At 64.5% G+C, this 13,639-nt stretch carries 11 protein-coding genes; 1 reads left to right on the forward strand and 10 read right to left on the reverse strand.

Features of this window, described 5'->3' with window-relative positions:
- Positions 1–3: 3 nt before the first annotated feature.
- The 5 genes from ACT53K_RS04260 to ACT53K_RS04280 all read right to left on the reverse strand — a co-directional run bounded on the left by ACT53K_RS04260 (position 4) and on the right by ACT53K_RS04280 (position 7,159).
- Positions 4–3,180: an efflux RND transporter permease subunit gene (locus ACT53K_RS04260; RefSeq protein ID WP_476227315.1), complete on the reverse strand. Its 3,177-nt coding sequence runs from the start codon at positions 3,178–3,180 to the stop codon at positions 4–6.
- A gap of 123 nt (positions 3,181–3,303) precedes the next feature.
- Entirely contained in the window at positions 3,304–4,554 is a 1,251-nt protein-coding gene (locus tag ACT53K_RS04265; protein ID WP_476227316.1) for an efflux RND transporter periplasmic adaptor subunit, read from the reverse strand.
- Positions 4,532–4,948 (reverse strand): hypothetical protein, encoded by a 417-nt coding sequence (locus ACT53K_RS04270; protein WP_476227317.1) that lies wholly within the window; start codon positions 4,946–4,948, stop codon positions 4,532–4,534. Before ACT53K_RS04270 ends, ACT53K_RS04265 begins: the two co-directional genes overlap by 23 nt.
- A 364-nt stretch (positions 4,949–5,312) precedes the next feature.
- Positions 5,313–5,924, reverse strand: coding sequence for a TetR/AcrR family transcriptional regulator (locus ACT53K_RS04275; RefSeq protein WP_476227318.1), 612 nt, complete (start codon positions 5,922–5,924; stop codon positions 5,313–5,315).
- Between the two features lie 65 nt (positions 5,925–5,989).
- Positions 5,990–7,159, reverse strand: a complete 1,170-nt coding sequence (locus tag ACT53K_RS04280; RefSeq protein WP_476227319.1) for a glycosyltransferase family 4 protein — start codon at positions 7,157–7,159, stop codon at positions 5,990–5,992.
- A 114-nt stretch (positions 7,160–7,273) separates the two neighbouring features.
- Between ACT53K_RS04280 and ACT53K_RS04285 the strand changes: the two genes are divergently transcribed.
- Positions 7,274–7,981 (forward strand): fatty acid desaturase CarF family protein, encoded by a 708-nt coding sequence (locus tag ACT53K_RS04285; RefSeq protein WP_476227320.1) that lies wholly within the window; start codon positions 7,274–7,276, stop codon positions 7,979–7,981.
- Here ACT53K_RS04285 and ACT53K_RS04290 read toward each other — a convergent pair.
- The 5 genes from ACT53K_RS04290 to ACT53K_RS04310 all read right to left on the reverse strand — a co-directional run bounded on the left by ACT53K_RS04290 (position 7,965) and on the right by ACT53K_RS04310 (position 13,499).
- Positions 7,965–9,242, reverse strand: a complete 1,278-nt coding sequence (locus ACT53K_RS04290) for a capsule biosynthesis protein (protein ID WP_476227321.1) — start codon at positions 9,240–9,242, stop codon at positions 7,965–7,967. The genes ACT53K_RS04285 and ACT53K_RS04290 overlap by 17 nt on opposite strands.
- A complete protein-coding gene (locus tag ACT53K_RS04295; RefSeq protein WP_476227322.1) occupies positions 9,242–10,774 on the reverse strand; it encodes a capsular polysaccharide export protein, LipB/KpsS family in 1,533 nt (510 codons plus the stop codon). The genes ACT53K_RS04290 and ACT53K_RS04295 overlap by 1 nt, the downstream gene beginning before the upstream one ends.
- A gap of 93 nt (positions 10,775–10,867) precedes the next feature.
- Positions 10,868–11,689 (reverse strand): 3-deoxy-8-phosphooctulonate synthase, encoded by an 822-nt coding sequence (gene kdsA / locus ACT53K_RS04300; protein ID WP_476227323.1) that lies wholly within the window; start codon positions 11,687–11,689, stop codon positions 10,868–10,870.
- A 9-nt stretch (positions 11,690–11,698) separates the two neighbouring features.
- Positions 11,699–12,499, reverse strand: coding sequence for a 3-deoxy-manno-octulosonate cytidylyltransferase (locus tag ACT53K_RS04305; protein ID WP_476227324.1), 801 nt, complete (start codon positions 12,497–12,499; stop codon positions 11,699–11,701).
- A 7-nt stretch (positions 12,500–12,506) separates the two neighbouring features.
- Positions 12,507–13,499: a KpsF/GutQ family sugar-phosphate isomerase gene (locus tag ACT53K_RS04310; protein WP_476227325.1), complete on the reverse strand. Its 993-nt coding sequence runs from the start codon at positions 13,497–13,499 to the stop codon at positions 12,507–12,509.
- Positions 13,500–13,639 lie beyond the last annotated feature (140 nt).

Here is a 13,639-nt window from a genome sequence, read left to right on the forward strand (position 1 = left end):
TCGTTATTCGGCGGGCTGAAGCTGCGGCGAAAGACCGCCCTCGCTCCGCCGTGCGGCAAGCCGCGCGCCCAGTGCGCGGCACACCACGTAGAAGGTCGGCGTGAACAGCAGGCCGAAGCCAGTGACGCCCATCATCCCGAAGAACACCGCCGTGCCCAGCGCCTGGCGCAGCTCCGCACCGGCGCCGCTGGCGATCAGCAGCGGGACTGCGCCGAGGATGAAGGCGAAGCTGGTCATCAGGATCGGCCGCAACCGGTCCTGCGCCGCCCGCACGGCGGCGTCGACGGGCGACAGGCCATCGCGGACTTCCGCCTGATGGGCGAACTCGACCACCAGGATCGCGTTCTTCGCGGCGAGCGCAATCAGCACGACCAGCCCGATCTGCGTCAGGACATTGTTGTCCATGCCGCGCAGGTTCACGCCCGCCATCGCCGCCAGCAGGCACATCGGCACGATCAGGATGATCGCCAGCGGCAGCGTCAGGCTTTCATACTGCGCCGCCAGCACCAGGAAGACGAACAGCACCGCCAGCGCGAACACCAGCCCCGCCGTGCTGCCCGCCATCTTCTGCTGGAAGGCGATGCCGGTCCATTCGGCGTCATATCCGGCCGGCAACTGCGCGGCGAGCTTCTCCATCGCCGCCAGCGACGCACCGGAGCTGTAGCCCGGGGCTGTATCGCCATCGACTTCCACCGCCGGGAACAGGTTGTAGCGCGTGACGCGATACGGCCCGGTCTTGTTCTCGAACGTCGCGACCGAGCCGATCGGCACCATGGCGCCGCTGTCGGACCGCGTCTTCAGATTGGCGATGTCCGCCTCGGTTGCCCGGAACGGCGCATCGGCCTGCGCTGTCACCCGATAGGTACGGCCCAGCATGTTGAAGTCGTTGACGAAGGTGGAACCGAGATAGACGTTCAGCGCCTCGAACACCCGCTCCGACGGCACGCCTAGCATCTCCGCCTTGCGCCGGTCGATATCGGCGAAAACGCGCGGCGTGGCGGTGTTGAAGAAGGTATAGACCTGGGCGAGCCCGGGCGTCTGGTTCGCCTGGCCGATCAGCCCGAAGGCCGTCTTGCCGAGCGCGTCATAGCCATGCTCGCCGCGATCCTCGACCATCAGGCGATAACCGCCGGCCGAACCGATGCCCTGGATGAGCGGCGGCGGCACCACCAATAGCATGGCCTCGTTGATGTCGGCGGTGCGCTTGCGGGCCTCGGCCATGATGCTGGCCAGACTGACGCCCAGCTTCTGCCGCTCCTCAAAGCTTTGCAGCGGCACATAGGCGGCGGCGCTGTTGGGGGCGAGCGTCTGCGAAGGACCGTCAAAGCCGGCCAGCATCACCGAGCCTTTGACACCCGGGATCGGCAGGATTCGCGCCACCACCTCGCGCATCACCGCGTCGGTACGTTCGAGCGAGGAGCCCGGCGGCAACTGGATCACGGTGAGGAAATAGCCCTGGTCCTGTGCCGGGATGAAGCCCACCGGCGTCACCCAGAAGGTCGCGACGGTCGCCGCGATCAGCCCGGCATAGGTGAGCATCATCCGCTTCGGCCGCGTCACCAGCTTGCGGGTGAGGCGGGCATAGCCGTTGCTCATCCGCTCAAAGCCGCGGTTGAAGCCATTGGCAGCCCGCCCGAGCCAGCGCCCAATACCGCCCTTTGCCTCGCCAGCATGGTGTTTGAGCAGCAGCGCGGCCAGTGCCGGCGACAGCGTCAGCGAGACGAGCAGCGAAATCGCGGTCGCGACCGAGATCGTTACCGCGAACTGCTTGTAGAAGGCGCCCGACAGCCCGTTGAGGAACAGGGTCGGCAGGAACACCGCGAACAGTACCAGCACGATCGCGACCAGCGCGCCCGACACTTCGTCCATCGAGGTGCGCGCGGCCTGAAGCGGCGTCATGCCATGCGCCAGGTTGCGTTCGACATTCTCGACCACGACGATCGCGTCGTCGACGACGATGCCGATGGCGAGCACCAGCCCGAACAGCGACAGGTTGTTGAGCGAATAGCCCAGCGGCAGCAGCACCGCCATGGTGCCGATCAGCGAAACGGGGATCGCCACGACCGGGATGATCGCCGCTCGCCATTTCTGAAGGAATACGATCACGACGAGGACGACGAGGAGCACGGCTTCGCCCAGCGTATGGTACACCGCGTCGATCGATTGGGCGATGAAGGCGGTGGGGTTGTAGATCACGCGATATTCCAGGCCCTTGGGGAAGGTCTTGGAGATCGTGTCCATCTCCGCCTTGATCCGTTCGGCGGCGGCGAGGGCATTGGAGCCCGGGCGCTGGAACGCGGCCAGGATGACGGTGGGCTGGTTCGAAAGATAGGTGTTGGAGGAATAATCGGCGGCGCCCAGTTCGACGCGCGCCACGTCGCTCACGCGCACCTGACGGCCTTGCGCATCGGTGCGGATCACGACGCGGCCGAATTCCGCCGGGGTCTTCAGGCGCCCTTGCGTCTCGACATTGAGCTGGAAGGCATTGCCGCTGTGCTGCGAGCCCGGCTGGCCGAGCGAGCCCGCCGCGACCTGGATATTCTGCCCGCGCAGCGCCTGGACGATATCGCCGGCGGTGAGGTTCAGCGCGGCGGCACGGCCGGGATCGATCCACACCCGCATCGCATAGTCGCGCGCACCGAACATGCGCACGTCGCCGACGCCTTCCAGACGGGCGAGGCGATCCTTCACCTGCGTCAGGGCGTAGTTGGAAATGTAGCTGCGGTCGATCGAGTTGTCCGGCGAGATCAGGTTGACGACCATCAGGAAGTCGGGGCTGGTCTTGCGCGTGACGACGCCGAGGCGCTGCACCTCCTCGGGCAGGCGCGGGATCGCAACCGCGACGCGGTTCTGCACCAGCACCTGCGCGGCATCGAGGTTGGTGCCGGACTTGAAGGTGACGGTGATGGTGACATTGCCGTCGCCGGTTGATTGCGACGACTGGTAGAGCATGTCGTCGACGCCGTTGATTTCCTGTTCGATCGGCGCCGCGACGGTTTCCGCGACGGTCTCCGCCGACGCACCGGGATAGCTGGCCGTCACCGTGACAGTGGGCGGCACAATGTCGGGATATTGCGATATGGGCAGCGCGAAATAGGCGATGCCGCCCAGGATCGTGATGATGATCGCGATCACTGCCGCGAAAATCGGGCGGGTGATGAAAAAGCGCGAGAGGCGCATGGCCTTCTCCTTCTTACGAGCGGACGCGGCCAGTCGCGCCCGCGTGGGACCACGCGGGCGGGCCGAGCGAAAACTGCCTGCCGCCGGGCTTTGGGGGGATGGGGGAGCCCGGCGGCAGTTCGGTCAGCGGGCGAAGGTTGCCTGGCCCGTAACCGGAGCGGAAACCACGGGGGTGCCGGACGAAGCGGTCGGCGTGATGCTGCCGGGCTTCGGCTGCACCTTGGCGCCGGGCTGTGCCATTTGCGTCCCGGCGATGACCACGCGGTCGTTCGGGCCGATGCCGGAGCGGACGATGCGCAGCCCGTCAACGACCGGACCGAGCACCACCGGCTTGGGCACCACCGTTCCGTCCGCATTGACCGTCATCACCAGCTTGCGTGCCTGGTCCGTCTGCACGGCAGCGTCGGGCACCAGCAGCGCGCGGGCCTTGCCGCCGGCTGCCAGCCGCATGTTGCCGAACATCCCCGGCGTCAGGAACATGTCGGGGTTCGACAGCACCGCACGGCCGCGGATCGTACCCGACTTGGGGTCCAGCCCGTTATCGGTGAAGTCGATATGCCCCTGCCAGCGATAATCGGTTTCGTCCTGCAGCCGGATTTCTACGGGGCTGGCCGCCGATCCCGCAGCGCGCTTGGCCTTGAGGAACAGCGCCTCCGATCCGTCGAAAGTGAAATAGATCGGGTCGAGCGCGTTGATCGTGGTCAGCAACGTGCCGCCCTGGCCTTCACCGGCGGCAACCAGATTGCCCGGGTCGACGCGACGGTCGGAGATGCGGCCCGAAATCGGCGCGCGCACCTGGGTGAATTCGACATCGAGCGCCCGGGCGCGAACCCGTGCCTGTGCTGCCGCCACCGCCGCAGTCGCGGCGCGGACGCGGGCCTGCAGCCGCTCGACATCGCTCTTCGAAACGGCCTCGACACTTACCAGCCGCTGCGCGCGGTCGAGGTCGGAACGAGCCAGCGCCAGATCGCTCTGGGCGCTGGCCAGTCCGGCCTTGGCCTCGGCCAGAGCTGCGGTGAAGGGGCGGGGATCGATGGTGAAGAGAAGCTGGCCCTGCTTCACCACGGCGCCGTCCTTGAAGTGGATGGCCGTCACAGCGCCCGAGACGCGCGGGCGCACTTCCACCGTGCGGCTCGCCTCGAAGCGGCCGACATAATCATCCCATTCATTCACTTCACGGGCCAGTGGCGTGGCTACGGTGACGACGGGCGGCGGCGGCGCGGCATGGGCAGGCGTGTTGCGACCGCTGATGCCGAAGCCGATCGCGACGGCGCCCAGCGGCACGGCGACCAGCGCGGCCTTTTGCCAGCCTTGCAGCCGGGTGGTGCGGCGGCGTGCCGCGGTATCGCCCTCAATGGGCGCGTGCATGTTCATGAAACTTCCCCTGATTCAGTGCCGCGCGACCGCGGCTGATGCTGGCAAGCAGCGTCTCGAGCTGGGCGGGTGAGTAGCCCGCCTCATGAAAGGCGCGGATTTCGGATTGCGGCACGCGATAGCCGCGATGCCAGGCAATCACCGCCACGCGGCGAAGCGCTTCGAGCCTCGGGTCCGCGAGCCGCGGATTGGGCCGCTCACCCCCGAAAATCACGCCAAGCGCAATCGACAGGCGGCTCGGCGCTTCGAGCGACGACAGGCGATCATGCTGGGCAATCGCCACCACCTGCCATTCGAGCGCGGAGAGTTTGCCCTCGTCAGCGGTCTCGACGCGGGCGACGATCGGCAGCACCACGGCGTTGTGCTGCATTTCGGTGAGATCAAGATAGGCCATGATCGTTCTCCCTCTGTTGGTGCCGGCGGGGAGCAAAGCTCCGCCCTTCCGCGCGGCGCCTGTCGCCTGCGGTTGCCGGTTCGGTGTCTTCAGGGCGCACGACGCCACCGCTGCGAATGCAGCGTCGTGCGACTGCGTGGAAATGGTTGCGGGCGTTTACCGCGGGCTAGGGGTGGGGCTCACCCGCAGCCTAGCGACAGACAAACTCCGGACTGAAAGCTGACCTTGCCATGCGACTGTCTCCTTCGGCGCATGTTTCGTACCGATTGGTATATAAGTCGTGCTGCGGCGCGTCAACGGTCTTTTTTATACCGGGCGGTATTTTTGTGCGCAAGAGCCCGTTTTAATTGCGTGTTTGCGCAGTTTACCGGGTCGGCCAGAGGGAAAGGCTGGTTTGCACAAGCCGCTCCAACTCGCCGCAGCAGGTACCGGCACCGCCCTGCAGCGCGATTCCCTGCATCAGCGCGACCAGATAAGCCGTCAGGCCCTCCGCATCGATATGGTCTGGCAGATCGCCTTCGGCTTTGGCCCGCTCGAAGCGGGCTACGAGCGCGCGTTTGGCGGATTCGCCACGCTTGAGCACTTCCTCGCGGATCGACTCGGCTTCGACGCCACAGGCGACCGAGTTGATAACGCCCATGCAGCCCTTGGGGTCACTGCTGTCGCGTTGCCGCTCCAGCGCGCCGCGGAGCAGATTTTCGGCAACGCCGCGTGCTGTGGGCGCTTGGAGCGCGCGGCCAATATAACAGAGCTTCTCGCGCTCATAGAGGTCCAGCGCCTTGCAAAACAAGGCTTCCTTGTTGCCGAAGGCGGCATAGAGGCTGGGCCGGGTGATGCCCATTGCCTCGGTAAGGTCGGTCAGCGAGGCGCCTTCATAGCCCTTGCTCCAGAATACGCGGAGCGCAGCGGTTAACGCCTCGTCGACGTCAAACTCACGGGGGCGGCCCTTCGACACGGTACAGGCTGCGGTTTTCATAACGAGCGGTACATAAGCATTTGGCCCGGAGATTGCTAGCAGGAATACAGGTTCCGGTACCGTCCTTAAGCGCCCGGGAAGTGTTCGGCGAGCCAGGTGTCGACGATGGCGAAATGCTCCGGCCATTCGTGTTCGTGAAAGTCCGCCGCGGCCGCAATCTGCCGGGCCCGTCCGGGGGAATCGGTGCAATAGTCCAGCACCGCATGTTCCCAGGCAGGCAGATCGTCTGCACCCAGATAGAGCGGTATCTCCCCGGCGATCTCGCGATAGACGGGCAGGTCGCTGGCGATCACCGGTATCCGGCGTTGCAATGCCTCGATCACCGGCAGGCCGAAGCCTTCGACGAAGCTGGGCATAAGCAGCGCGCGGGCGCCATCCAGATAGCCGACCATTTCACCGTCGCTGCACCGCCCGAGTTCGATGACATGCCGCTTCATCGCCGGGCTGGCATGGTCGAGTATCGCGAACACGTCGTTCGCTTCCCAGCCGCGCTGGCCGATCAGCAGCAGCACCGGCGCCTCGGCCCCGCGCTCGTCGACCAGCTTTTCCCAAAGACGCAACAGCAGCAGGTGGTTCTTGCGCGCTTCGATCGTACCGATCACGACGAAATAGGGGTTCTGCGGCCGGTCGACCGGCGCGGGTTCGGCGGGGTGGCTCGCTGCCAGCCAGGCAGTGACGGCAGGTGGCGGCGCCGGATATCCGTTTGCCCGTGCAAACGCTGCCAGTGCGTCCAGTGTCGCTGCGGAATTGCCGATAATGCCTGCGGCGCTGGCCAGCACATTACGCATCCGGTCGGCATGGCGTTCCGCTTCGCCCGGGCGGCAATATTGCGGGTGGGTGATCGGAATCAGATCGTGGATCAGGTAGATCGGGCGCAGTGCGTGCCGATGCAGCCAGGCGGGAAGTCCGGCTGCGTTGAGGCCTGTATGGCCGATGTTGAGATAGAGCATGCCCGGCTTCAGCTTCGGCTGCCGTTGCAGCAGCGCGCCGGCCATAAGCCGCAGGAACCGGGGGCGAAATCCGTTCGGGCCGGCTGCCAGCAGCGCGAACAGGCGGTCGCTCGAACGCGCATTCAGGACGATCCGGTGCTCACCGCGTTGCACAAACGCCAGCGCACGCGGGCCGTAATGCTCCATATAGGCCAGGCAGACGCGGTCGATTCCGGTGGGTAATCGGCCGCTCCAGATCCGCCAGATCAGCCGGCTGACGTCGAACAGGAAGGGGCGGGTGGACATTGAGGCGCGGCCATGCGGCATTGCCGGCGGCTTGACAAGCATCGCTTGAGCGAGTGAGGCAGCGGGCTATAGTGTCGGCCGGGCTGCCGCCGGCTTCGGACGAGGAGTGGCACGATGCTTCGCCAGCGCGCGATCCTGACGGTATTTCTGCTGTCGGTTGCGGCAAATGCCTGGTTTGCCCTGCGACACCCGCATTGGCTGGCGATCCCGGCGATGCTGCTCGCCTGGTATCTCGCCGATCTGATGTCGGGGCTGATCCATATGTACATGGATTACCGCCCGTGCACGCCCGGCAAGCGGTTGAGCGACCTGTTCTTCTACGAAGGCTCGCGCGAGTCGGACGAATATCTGGCGATGTTCCGCGCGCGCATGGCGAGTATCGGGCCGTTCGAGCGCATCTCCTATGACTTCAAGAACCACCATCCCCGGCCCGACGCGCTGGGGCGCCGGCCCCTGTGGCGGCTGATCGGATCGACGGTCATCATCGCGGCCTTGCCGCTGTCGATCGTCGGCAACATCGCCGGCGGGTTCGATCTGGTGCCCGGCTGGATGATGGCGGGGCTGGCCGCGTTCCTGATCGGGGGTGGCTTTGCACAGTATTTCCACGGCGAGCTCCATCGCCGCAACAACCCTTGGTATATCCGCGGCATGCGCCGTATCGGGCTATTGATGACGCCGGCCGCTCATCAAATCCACCACGACACATTGCAACGCGATTTCGCTACCAATTGTGGCTGGTCCAACCCTTTGGTAAATCGCCTCTTTCGCTACCTTCGCGCGCGCGGGAAGCTCATTGACGCAGGTCTTATTCCCTCGCCCTGACCGCCCCAATCTGGGCGAGCATCGCGGCCCGCCGGCTCAGCGCGCCCTCATCTTCGGACAGCAGCCGGTCAACGCTGTTGCGAACAAGAATCTCGACGCCCGACTGACTGGCAAGGCCACCGCGGACCAAGCATTTCGCGTGCAGCATGCGCTTGAACGCCGCATATAGTTCAAGGTCGGGCTTTTCGGGCCACTGCCAGAAGCTGTCCAGCCCGGCCTGATGGGTAACGCCGCGCACGTCATATACGGCCTCTCCCAGCACCACTACCGGCGTGCCCACTTCGAGTGCGAGGGTTCCGGACGTGGAGTTGACGCACACCATACCCAGGGCGTCTTTGGCGAGGCTGACAAGGTCGCCGCCATCGATGTGCAGTACGCGATCGGCGATGCCGAGCCGCCGCGCCATCCGTACAATGCGCGCGCGCCAGCTCCGATAGGAGCTGTCGAGGGGGTGCTCCTTCACGACCAGAATTGCGTCCTCGGGCGCGAAATGGGCGAAGCTCTCAAGCACATATTCAACCGCGACAGCCATCGATCCGAAGGGGGAATGCGCCCGGATCTGGTAATCGCCCGTAAGCTGCAGCGGGAACAGGAAGTAGTTGCGGTTCGCGATGGCTGCCAATGTCGCCTTGGCCTGCCGCTCCCGGAGCCCGCGACGCAGGAATTTGAAAGCCCAGCCGATGCCGTCGAGCATCAGCGATCCCTGGCGGTGGCTGGAATAGTAGGGGAAGCGTAGCTTGCCCGTCACCACATAGTGATAATGCCAATAGCTATCGCGGGCGCGGCGTTTGAAGTCTGCCGTGATGGGAGGGAGCTTCGGCACGTCCGGCAGCCATCGCGCCATGGCCCGGATCACTTCCGGATCGCGTTCCATCGGCGAATGGCCGTTCACGCCGTCGCGTTCCAGCGTCATCCAATCGGGCCGGATATAGCCCTCTTCGAACACATGGATGTGGATGCCGCGCAGCTGTGCGAGCCGAACGGCAGTCTTGTGCATCGGCCGGCAATCGCCGAACAGGACAAGATCGGTGATCCCATGGTTGCGCACGAACCGGTCGAAAAAGATCGGCCATTTGCCCATGGGGCCGCGGTAGTCGATCCCTTCGCCGGGCCAGTCATACCGGTCGCCGCCACACAGGTGGATGCGGTGCACGCCTACGCCGCGTTCGCGAAGCGCCGTCGCCAGTGCCCGGAAGAACGGTCCCGGTGGCCCCTGGAGGAACAGAAACTCGCGACGGAAAGTTTGCGGCGTATGCAGCATTATCGGTTCACCGAACGGTGCAGGAGCGCGTTGAGCCGGCCTTGCCAGGTGCGCAGGCGCACCAGTGGCGAGGAAATTGCAGCTGCACCCGCAGCCATGCGTTCAACCAGGATTTCGGCGGGGCAGGGAAGGTGCGTCACCGGATCAATATAGCGGGGATAGAGCAGCAAGGTGGCTGCCACTAACTCTTCGAGCGAGCGTCGTCGGGTGCGGCGTGCCGGCACCTGGCCCAAGTCGCGCGTCAGGCCCCAGCCCGCATAGAAGGGTACGCCATGCGTGGTCACAGGCTTTCCCCGCAAGAGAGACTCGAATCCGGCGAGCGAGGTGATGACATGGACCGCGTCAACGGCGTCGATGAGCGCGGTGATGGGAACATCACGCTGAACCTCATCGGCAAAACGAAGCGCTTCGACTTCTGGCACATGGCCCTTGCGGTGACCTGCTTCCACATCCGGATGCGGCTTATAGATGATCCAAGCGTCGCCTTCTAGATGTCGCACCTGCGAAAGAAGGCGTATATTGCTTACATTTCCGCCGCCGCTAAGAATCGAGCGGTCATCTTCGACCTGGCCGGTGACAAGAATCTGTCTTTTTTTGTTAACCTGTCGTTCAAATGTCACAGTGCCCTGGGCGTACTTGCTTATTGCGCCCGAAACGATTTGCTCGCGAAGCCCGCGCGCCCGCCGGCAAAGGTCGTCGTCAATTTCGCTATATTGCAATATATTTTCTAGATCGCTCGGCTTCGCCGGGTCGAAATAGACGCCGGCATGGTCAACAATGGCCGAAAGCGGCGGAACGCAATTTGCACCAAGGCCCACCGAGCGGATGAAACCGTCCTCGATCTCGCCGAGCGGTACCTGTCGAATTTCAAGCGCGTTCAGCAGGTCCGGTGAAGTGCGCGATTTCCACGCCAAAGCGTTGCGTGGCGGCGCCTTACTTCCGATTTGGGTGCGGCGATGCGGGACTGGTCCTTGCCCGTTCCAGAGCAGAGGATCCAGCGTAATGCGCTTCCAGCCGGCGACGCCATATACTGTGTCGACGCTGCGATTGCTGTCGATCAGGCGGCGCCACGCCCCAAGTTGGGCGATTGCCGCTGCGACGGACCATTCGTTGTCGTGAAACGGGTCGGCGTAGCGGCAGGCTCCTACGACGCGAGCGAGTGTTGCGGCGGGGTCGGTATCGCAACCGGAAAAGGCGCCTTCCCCGAACACGCGCACCGCCTTGCCGGCGAGCGCCACTATCAGCGCGAGTTCCTGGCCCGCGCCAGCCCAGATCGCGGGCGCTGCGTTCGCGAGGTGCCACGGATCGACATCGCCGCCGATGCTAGGGATGCCCGATGGCGCGCGAATGCCCTTTGCTGCGAGGAGAATAGGCTGTTCCGTTTTGGCAGCAGCCAGCATTTCGTGAAGCTGAGCATTGCTGTCTGGGGCTAGCAACAGGGTACAGCCTGCGGGCAAGTCCGGTTGGGCACCCCAGAAGCTGCCGCCGACTCGCTCTTGCACCAGCGCGTCCGCAATCTGCTCCGCGTCCACCGTCGTCGTTCCGGGGCGAGCGAGGGGAGCAGCGCGATGCCCTGGGAAGGGCGGGATGCGCAGGAAAGGGAGGGCAGGCGGTGCCGCCACGGGTCAGGCCTTGACGGCTGTGTCGATGGCCAAAAGCTGGCGCAAGAACGGCTCCAGCTCGGCCAGCGGCAGCGCGCTGGGGCCGTCGCACTTGGCCTTGGCGGGATCGGGATGGGCTTCCAGAAACAAGCCGGCAATGCCGACCGCCACGCCGGCGCGGGCTAGCGCCGCCGCCTGCTCGCCGCGCCCGTCGGCGCTGTCGGGGCGGGCACCGGGTTTTTGCAACGCATGCGTAACGTCGAACAGCACCGGCGCCATCGGCTTCATCAGGTCGATGCCCAGCATGTCGACGACCAGATTGTTGTAGCCGAAGCTGGTGCCGCGCTCGCACAACAGGATGCGGTCGTTGCCTGCCTCATGGAATTTGGTGAGGATATGGCGCATTTCCTGCGGTGCAAGGAACTGCGGCTTCTTGACGTTGATGACCCGGCCGGTGCGCGCCAGCGCCAGCACCAGATCCGTCTGGCGCGCCAGAAAGGCAGGCAATTGCAGAATGTCGGCGACTTCTGCAGCAGGTGCTGCCTGATCGGGTTCGTGCACATCGGTCAGAATGGGGACGCCGAACCGCTCCTTGATCTCGGCAAGGGCCTTCAATCCTTCCCCCAAGCCTGGCCCACGAAAGGAATGAACGGAGGAACGGTTGGCCTTGTCGAAACTGGCCTTGAAAACATAGGGAATGCCAAGCGCGTTTGTCACCCGCACCATATGCGCCGCAACCTCATGCAAGGTTTCACGATCCTCGATGACATTCATGCCGCCGACCAGTGCCAAAGGCGCGTCATTGGCGAAGCGAATACCTGCTTCCAGGGTAACGGAGCTGTGCATCGGGCGCGCCTAGCGCATTCCCCTTTCGCGTAAAACCGCTTCGATAGCGGGGACGTCTTCAGGATTGTTGAGTTCTATGCAATCCCAGTCGAGCGGTTCGAACGGCACCATGCGGATCGGCGCGTCCGTATCGAGGAAACGCAGTTGTTCGAGCCCTTCCAGCGCCTCGAGCGGCGACGGCGGGGTGGCCGCATAGGCCCGCAGGGCGGCCGGGCGATACGCGTAGACTCCAAGATGCAAGTGCACATGCCGATGCGCATCGGCCACTTCGGCATCGACATAGGGGAGCACGCGCTTCGAGAAATACAGGGCGCGGCGCTCGTGGTTGAACACGACCGTGGTGCCGCCAACGCGGCCTTCAGCCTGATCGGTGACGAGATGGCGGTACAGCGTTGGGGAACAGCGTACCGCCGGTGTCGCCATTGCCGCATCGGCATCGCTGGCCAGCGCGGCGACCAGATCATTAACGACAAAGGCTGGCGTCAGCGGCGCATCGCCCTGGAGGTTGACAATCACGGGGGCGACGTCGCCCAGAATATCCAGCGCCGCAGCGCAACGTTCGGTGCCGTTGCGGCATTCGGCAGGTGTCATCACCACCTGGCCGTCAAAGACCTGAACGGCCTCGGCAATCCGTGCATCGTCAGTGGCGACCCAGACATGGTCCGTCGTGGTGATGGTCCGGGCAGCTTCCCAGGTGCGCTGGATCAGGCTGCGCGGCTCGCCGTCGGCGCCACGAAGCAGCGCCAGCGGTTTGCCCGGATAGCGTTGCGACGCGAACCGCGCCGGGATGATAACAGCGAAATCGGTCATGACCCGATCAGCTCAGGCCGTGACGAAGCAGGTCGTGGATATGGACGATGCCGACGGGACGGGGCTGGCTTACGGTCGGGTCATCGACGACGAAGGCGGCGGTGATGACGTTTTCGTTGAGGAACAAGAGCGCGTCCGCCGCTGCAATCTCGCCGACGATTACCTTGGGCCCCCGCGTCATCACCTCGTGCGCGCAGGCCGTTGCGAGTACGTCGAAATGGCGCCGCAAGTCGCCGTCGGTGATGATGCCCAGCAATGCTCCGGTGCCATCGATGACGCCGGCCAGGCCGAAGCGGCCCGACGTCATCACAGAAATTACCTCCGGCATGCGCGCACGCATGTCGACCAGGGGCATTTCGTCCGGCCCGTGCATGATGTCCGAAACCGGGGTTAGCGCCAGGCCGATATTGCCGGCCGGATGCAGCTTGCGGAGGTGATTTTTCGACACGCCGCGCATGTCCATCACCGTCATCGCCAGCGCATCGCCCAACGCAAGCTGCATCGCGGTCGACGCGGTGGGGGCGACATTGGCGGAGCAGGCCTCACGCACGTCGGGAAGAAGAATGCCGACTTCGGCCTGATCCATCACGATCGACTTCTTGCGAGATGCGACACCGATGACGGGAATTCCAGTTCGCTTGGCATATTGGATGATCGGCCGCAGTTCAGGCGTGGCGCCGGAGTTGGAAAGCACCAGCAGCACGTCGCCGCGCGCGAGCATCCCCAGATCGCCGTGACCGGCCTCGCTGGGATGGACATAGATCGCCGGGGTGCCGGTAGCTGCAAAGGTGGCCGCTATCTTACGGGCAACATGACCCGATTTTCCCATGCCGGTGATGACGATCTGACGCGTCGCGTTCAGGATAAGGGAGCATGCGGCGACAAAGCTCTCGTCGAGGCATTCCTCGAGCCGTCCAAGCGCCTCCCGCTCGATACGCACCACCTCGCGTCCACGCAGCACCACCGCTTCACTTTCCAGCGGCTCAGCCTCAGCGAGCAATTTCATATGCGGCCTTTTCCCCTTGTAGACCCTTGGCAACGTTCGATTTGCTAAAAGGTTGTCACGTGCCCGAAATAAGAAATCGCGGATCTGCCATCGATCTTTTTTCCGGCAAAATCATGCCTTTTCAAATGAACCCG

It is taken from the genome of Sphingomonas sp. DMC8 (assembly GCF_056314185.1).

Coding starts and splice junctions, on each gene's coding strand:
- ACT53K_RS04260 (WP_476227315.1), bottom strand. CDS start 3,180: ATGCGCCTCTCGCGCTTTTTCATCACCCGCCCGATTTTCGCGGCAGTG.
- ACT53K_RS04265 (WP_476227316.1), bottom strand. CDS start 4,554: ATGAACATGCACGCGCCCATTGAGGGCGATACCGCGGCACGCCGCCGC.
- ACT53K_RS04270 (WP_476227317.1), bottom strand. CDS start 4,948: ATGGCCTATCTTGATCTCACCGAAATGCAGCACAACGCCGTGGTGCTG.
- ACT53K_RS04275 (WP_476227318.1), bottom strand. CDS start 5,924: ATGAAAACCGCAGCCTGTACCGTGTCGAAGGGCCGCCCCCGTGAGTTT.
- ACT53K_RS04280 (WP_476227319.1), bottom strand. CDS start 7,159: ATGTCCACCCGCCCCTTCCTGTTCGACGTCAGCCGGCTGATCTGGCGG.
- ACT53K_RS04285 (WP_476227320.1), top strand. CDS start 7,274: ATGCTTCGCCAGCGCGCGATCCTGACGGTATTTCTGCTGTCGGTTGCG.
- ACT53K_RS04290 (WP_476227321.1), bottom strand. CDS start 9,242: ATGCTGCATACGCCGCAAACTTTCCGTCGCGAGTTTCTGTTCCTCCAG.
- kdsA (WP_476227323.1), bottom strand. CDS start 11,689: ATGCACAGCTCCGTTACCCTGGAAGCAGGTATTCGCTTCGCCAATGAC.
- ACT53K_RS04305 (WP_476227324.1), bottom strand. CDS start 12,499: ATGACCGATTTCGCTGTTATCATCCCGGCGCGGTTCGCGTCGCAACGC.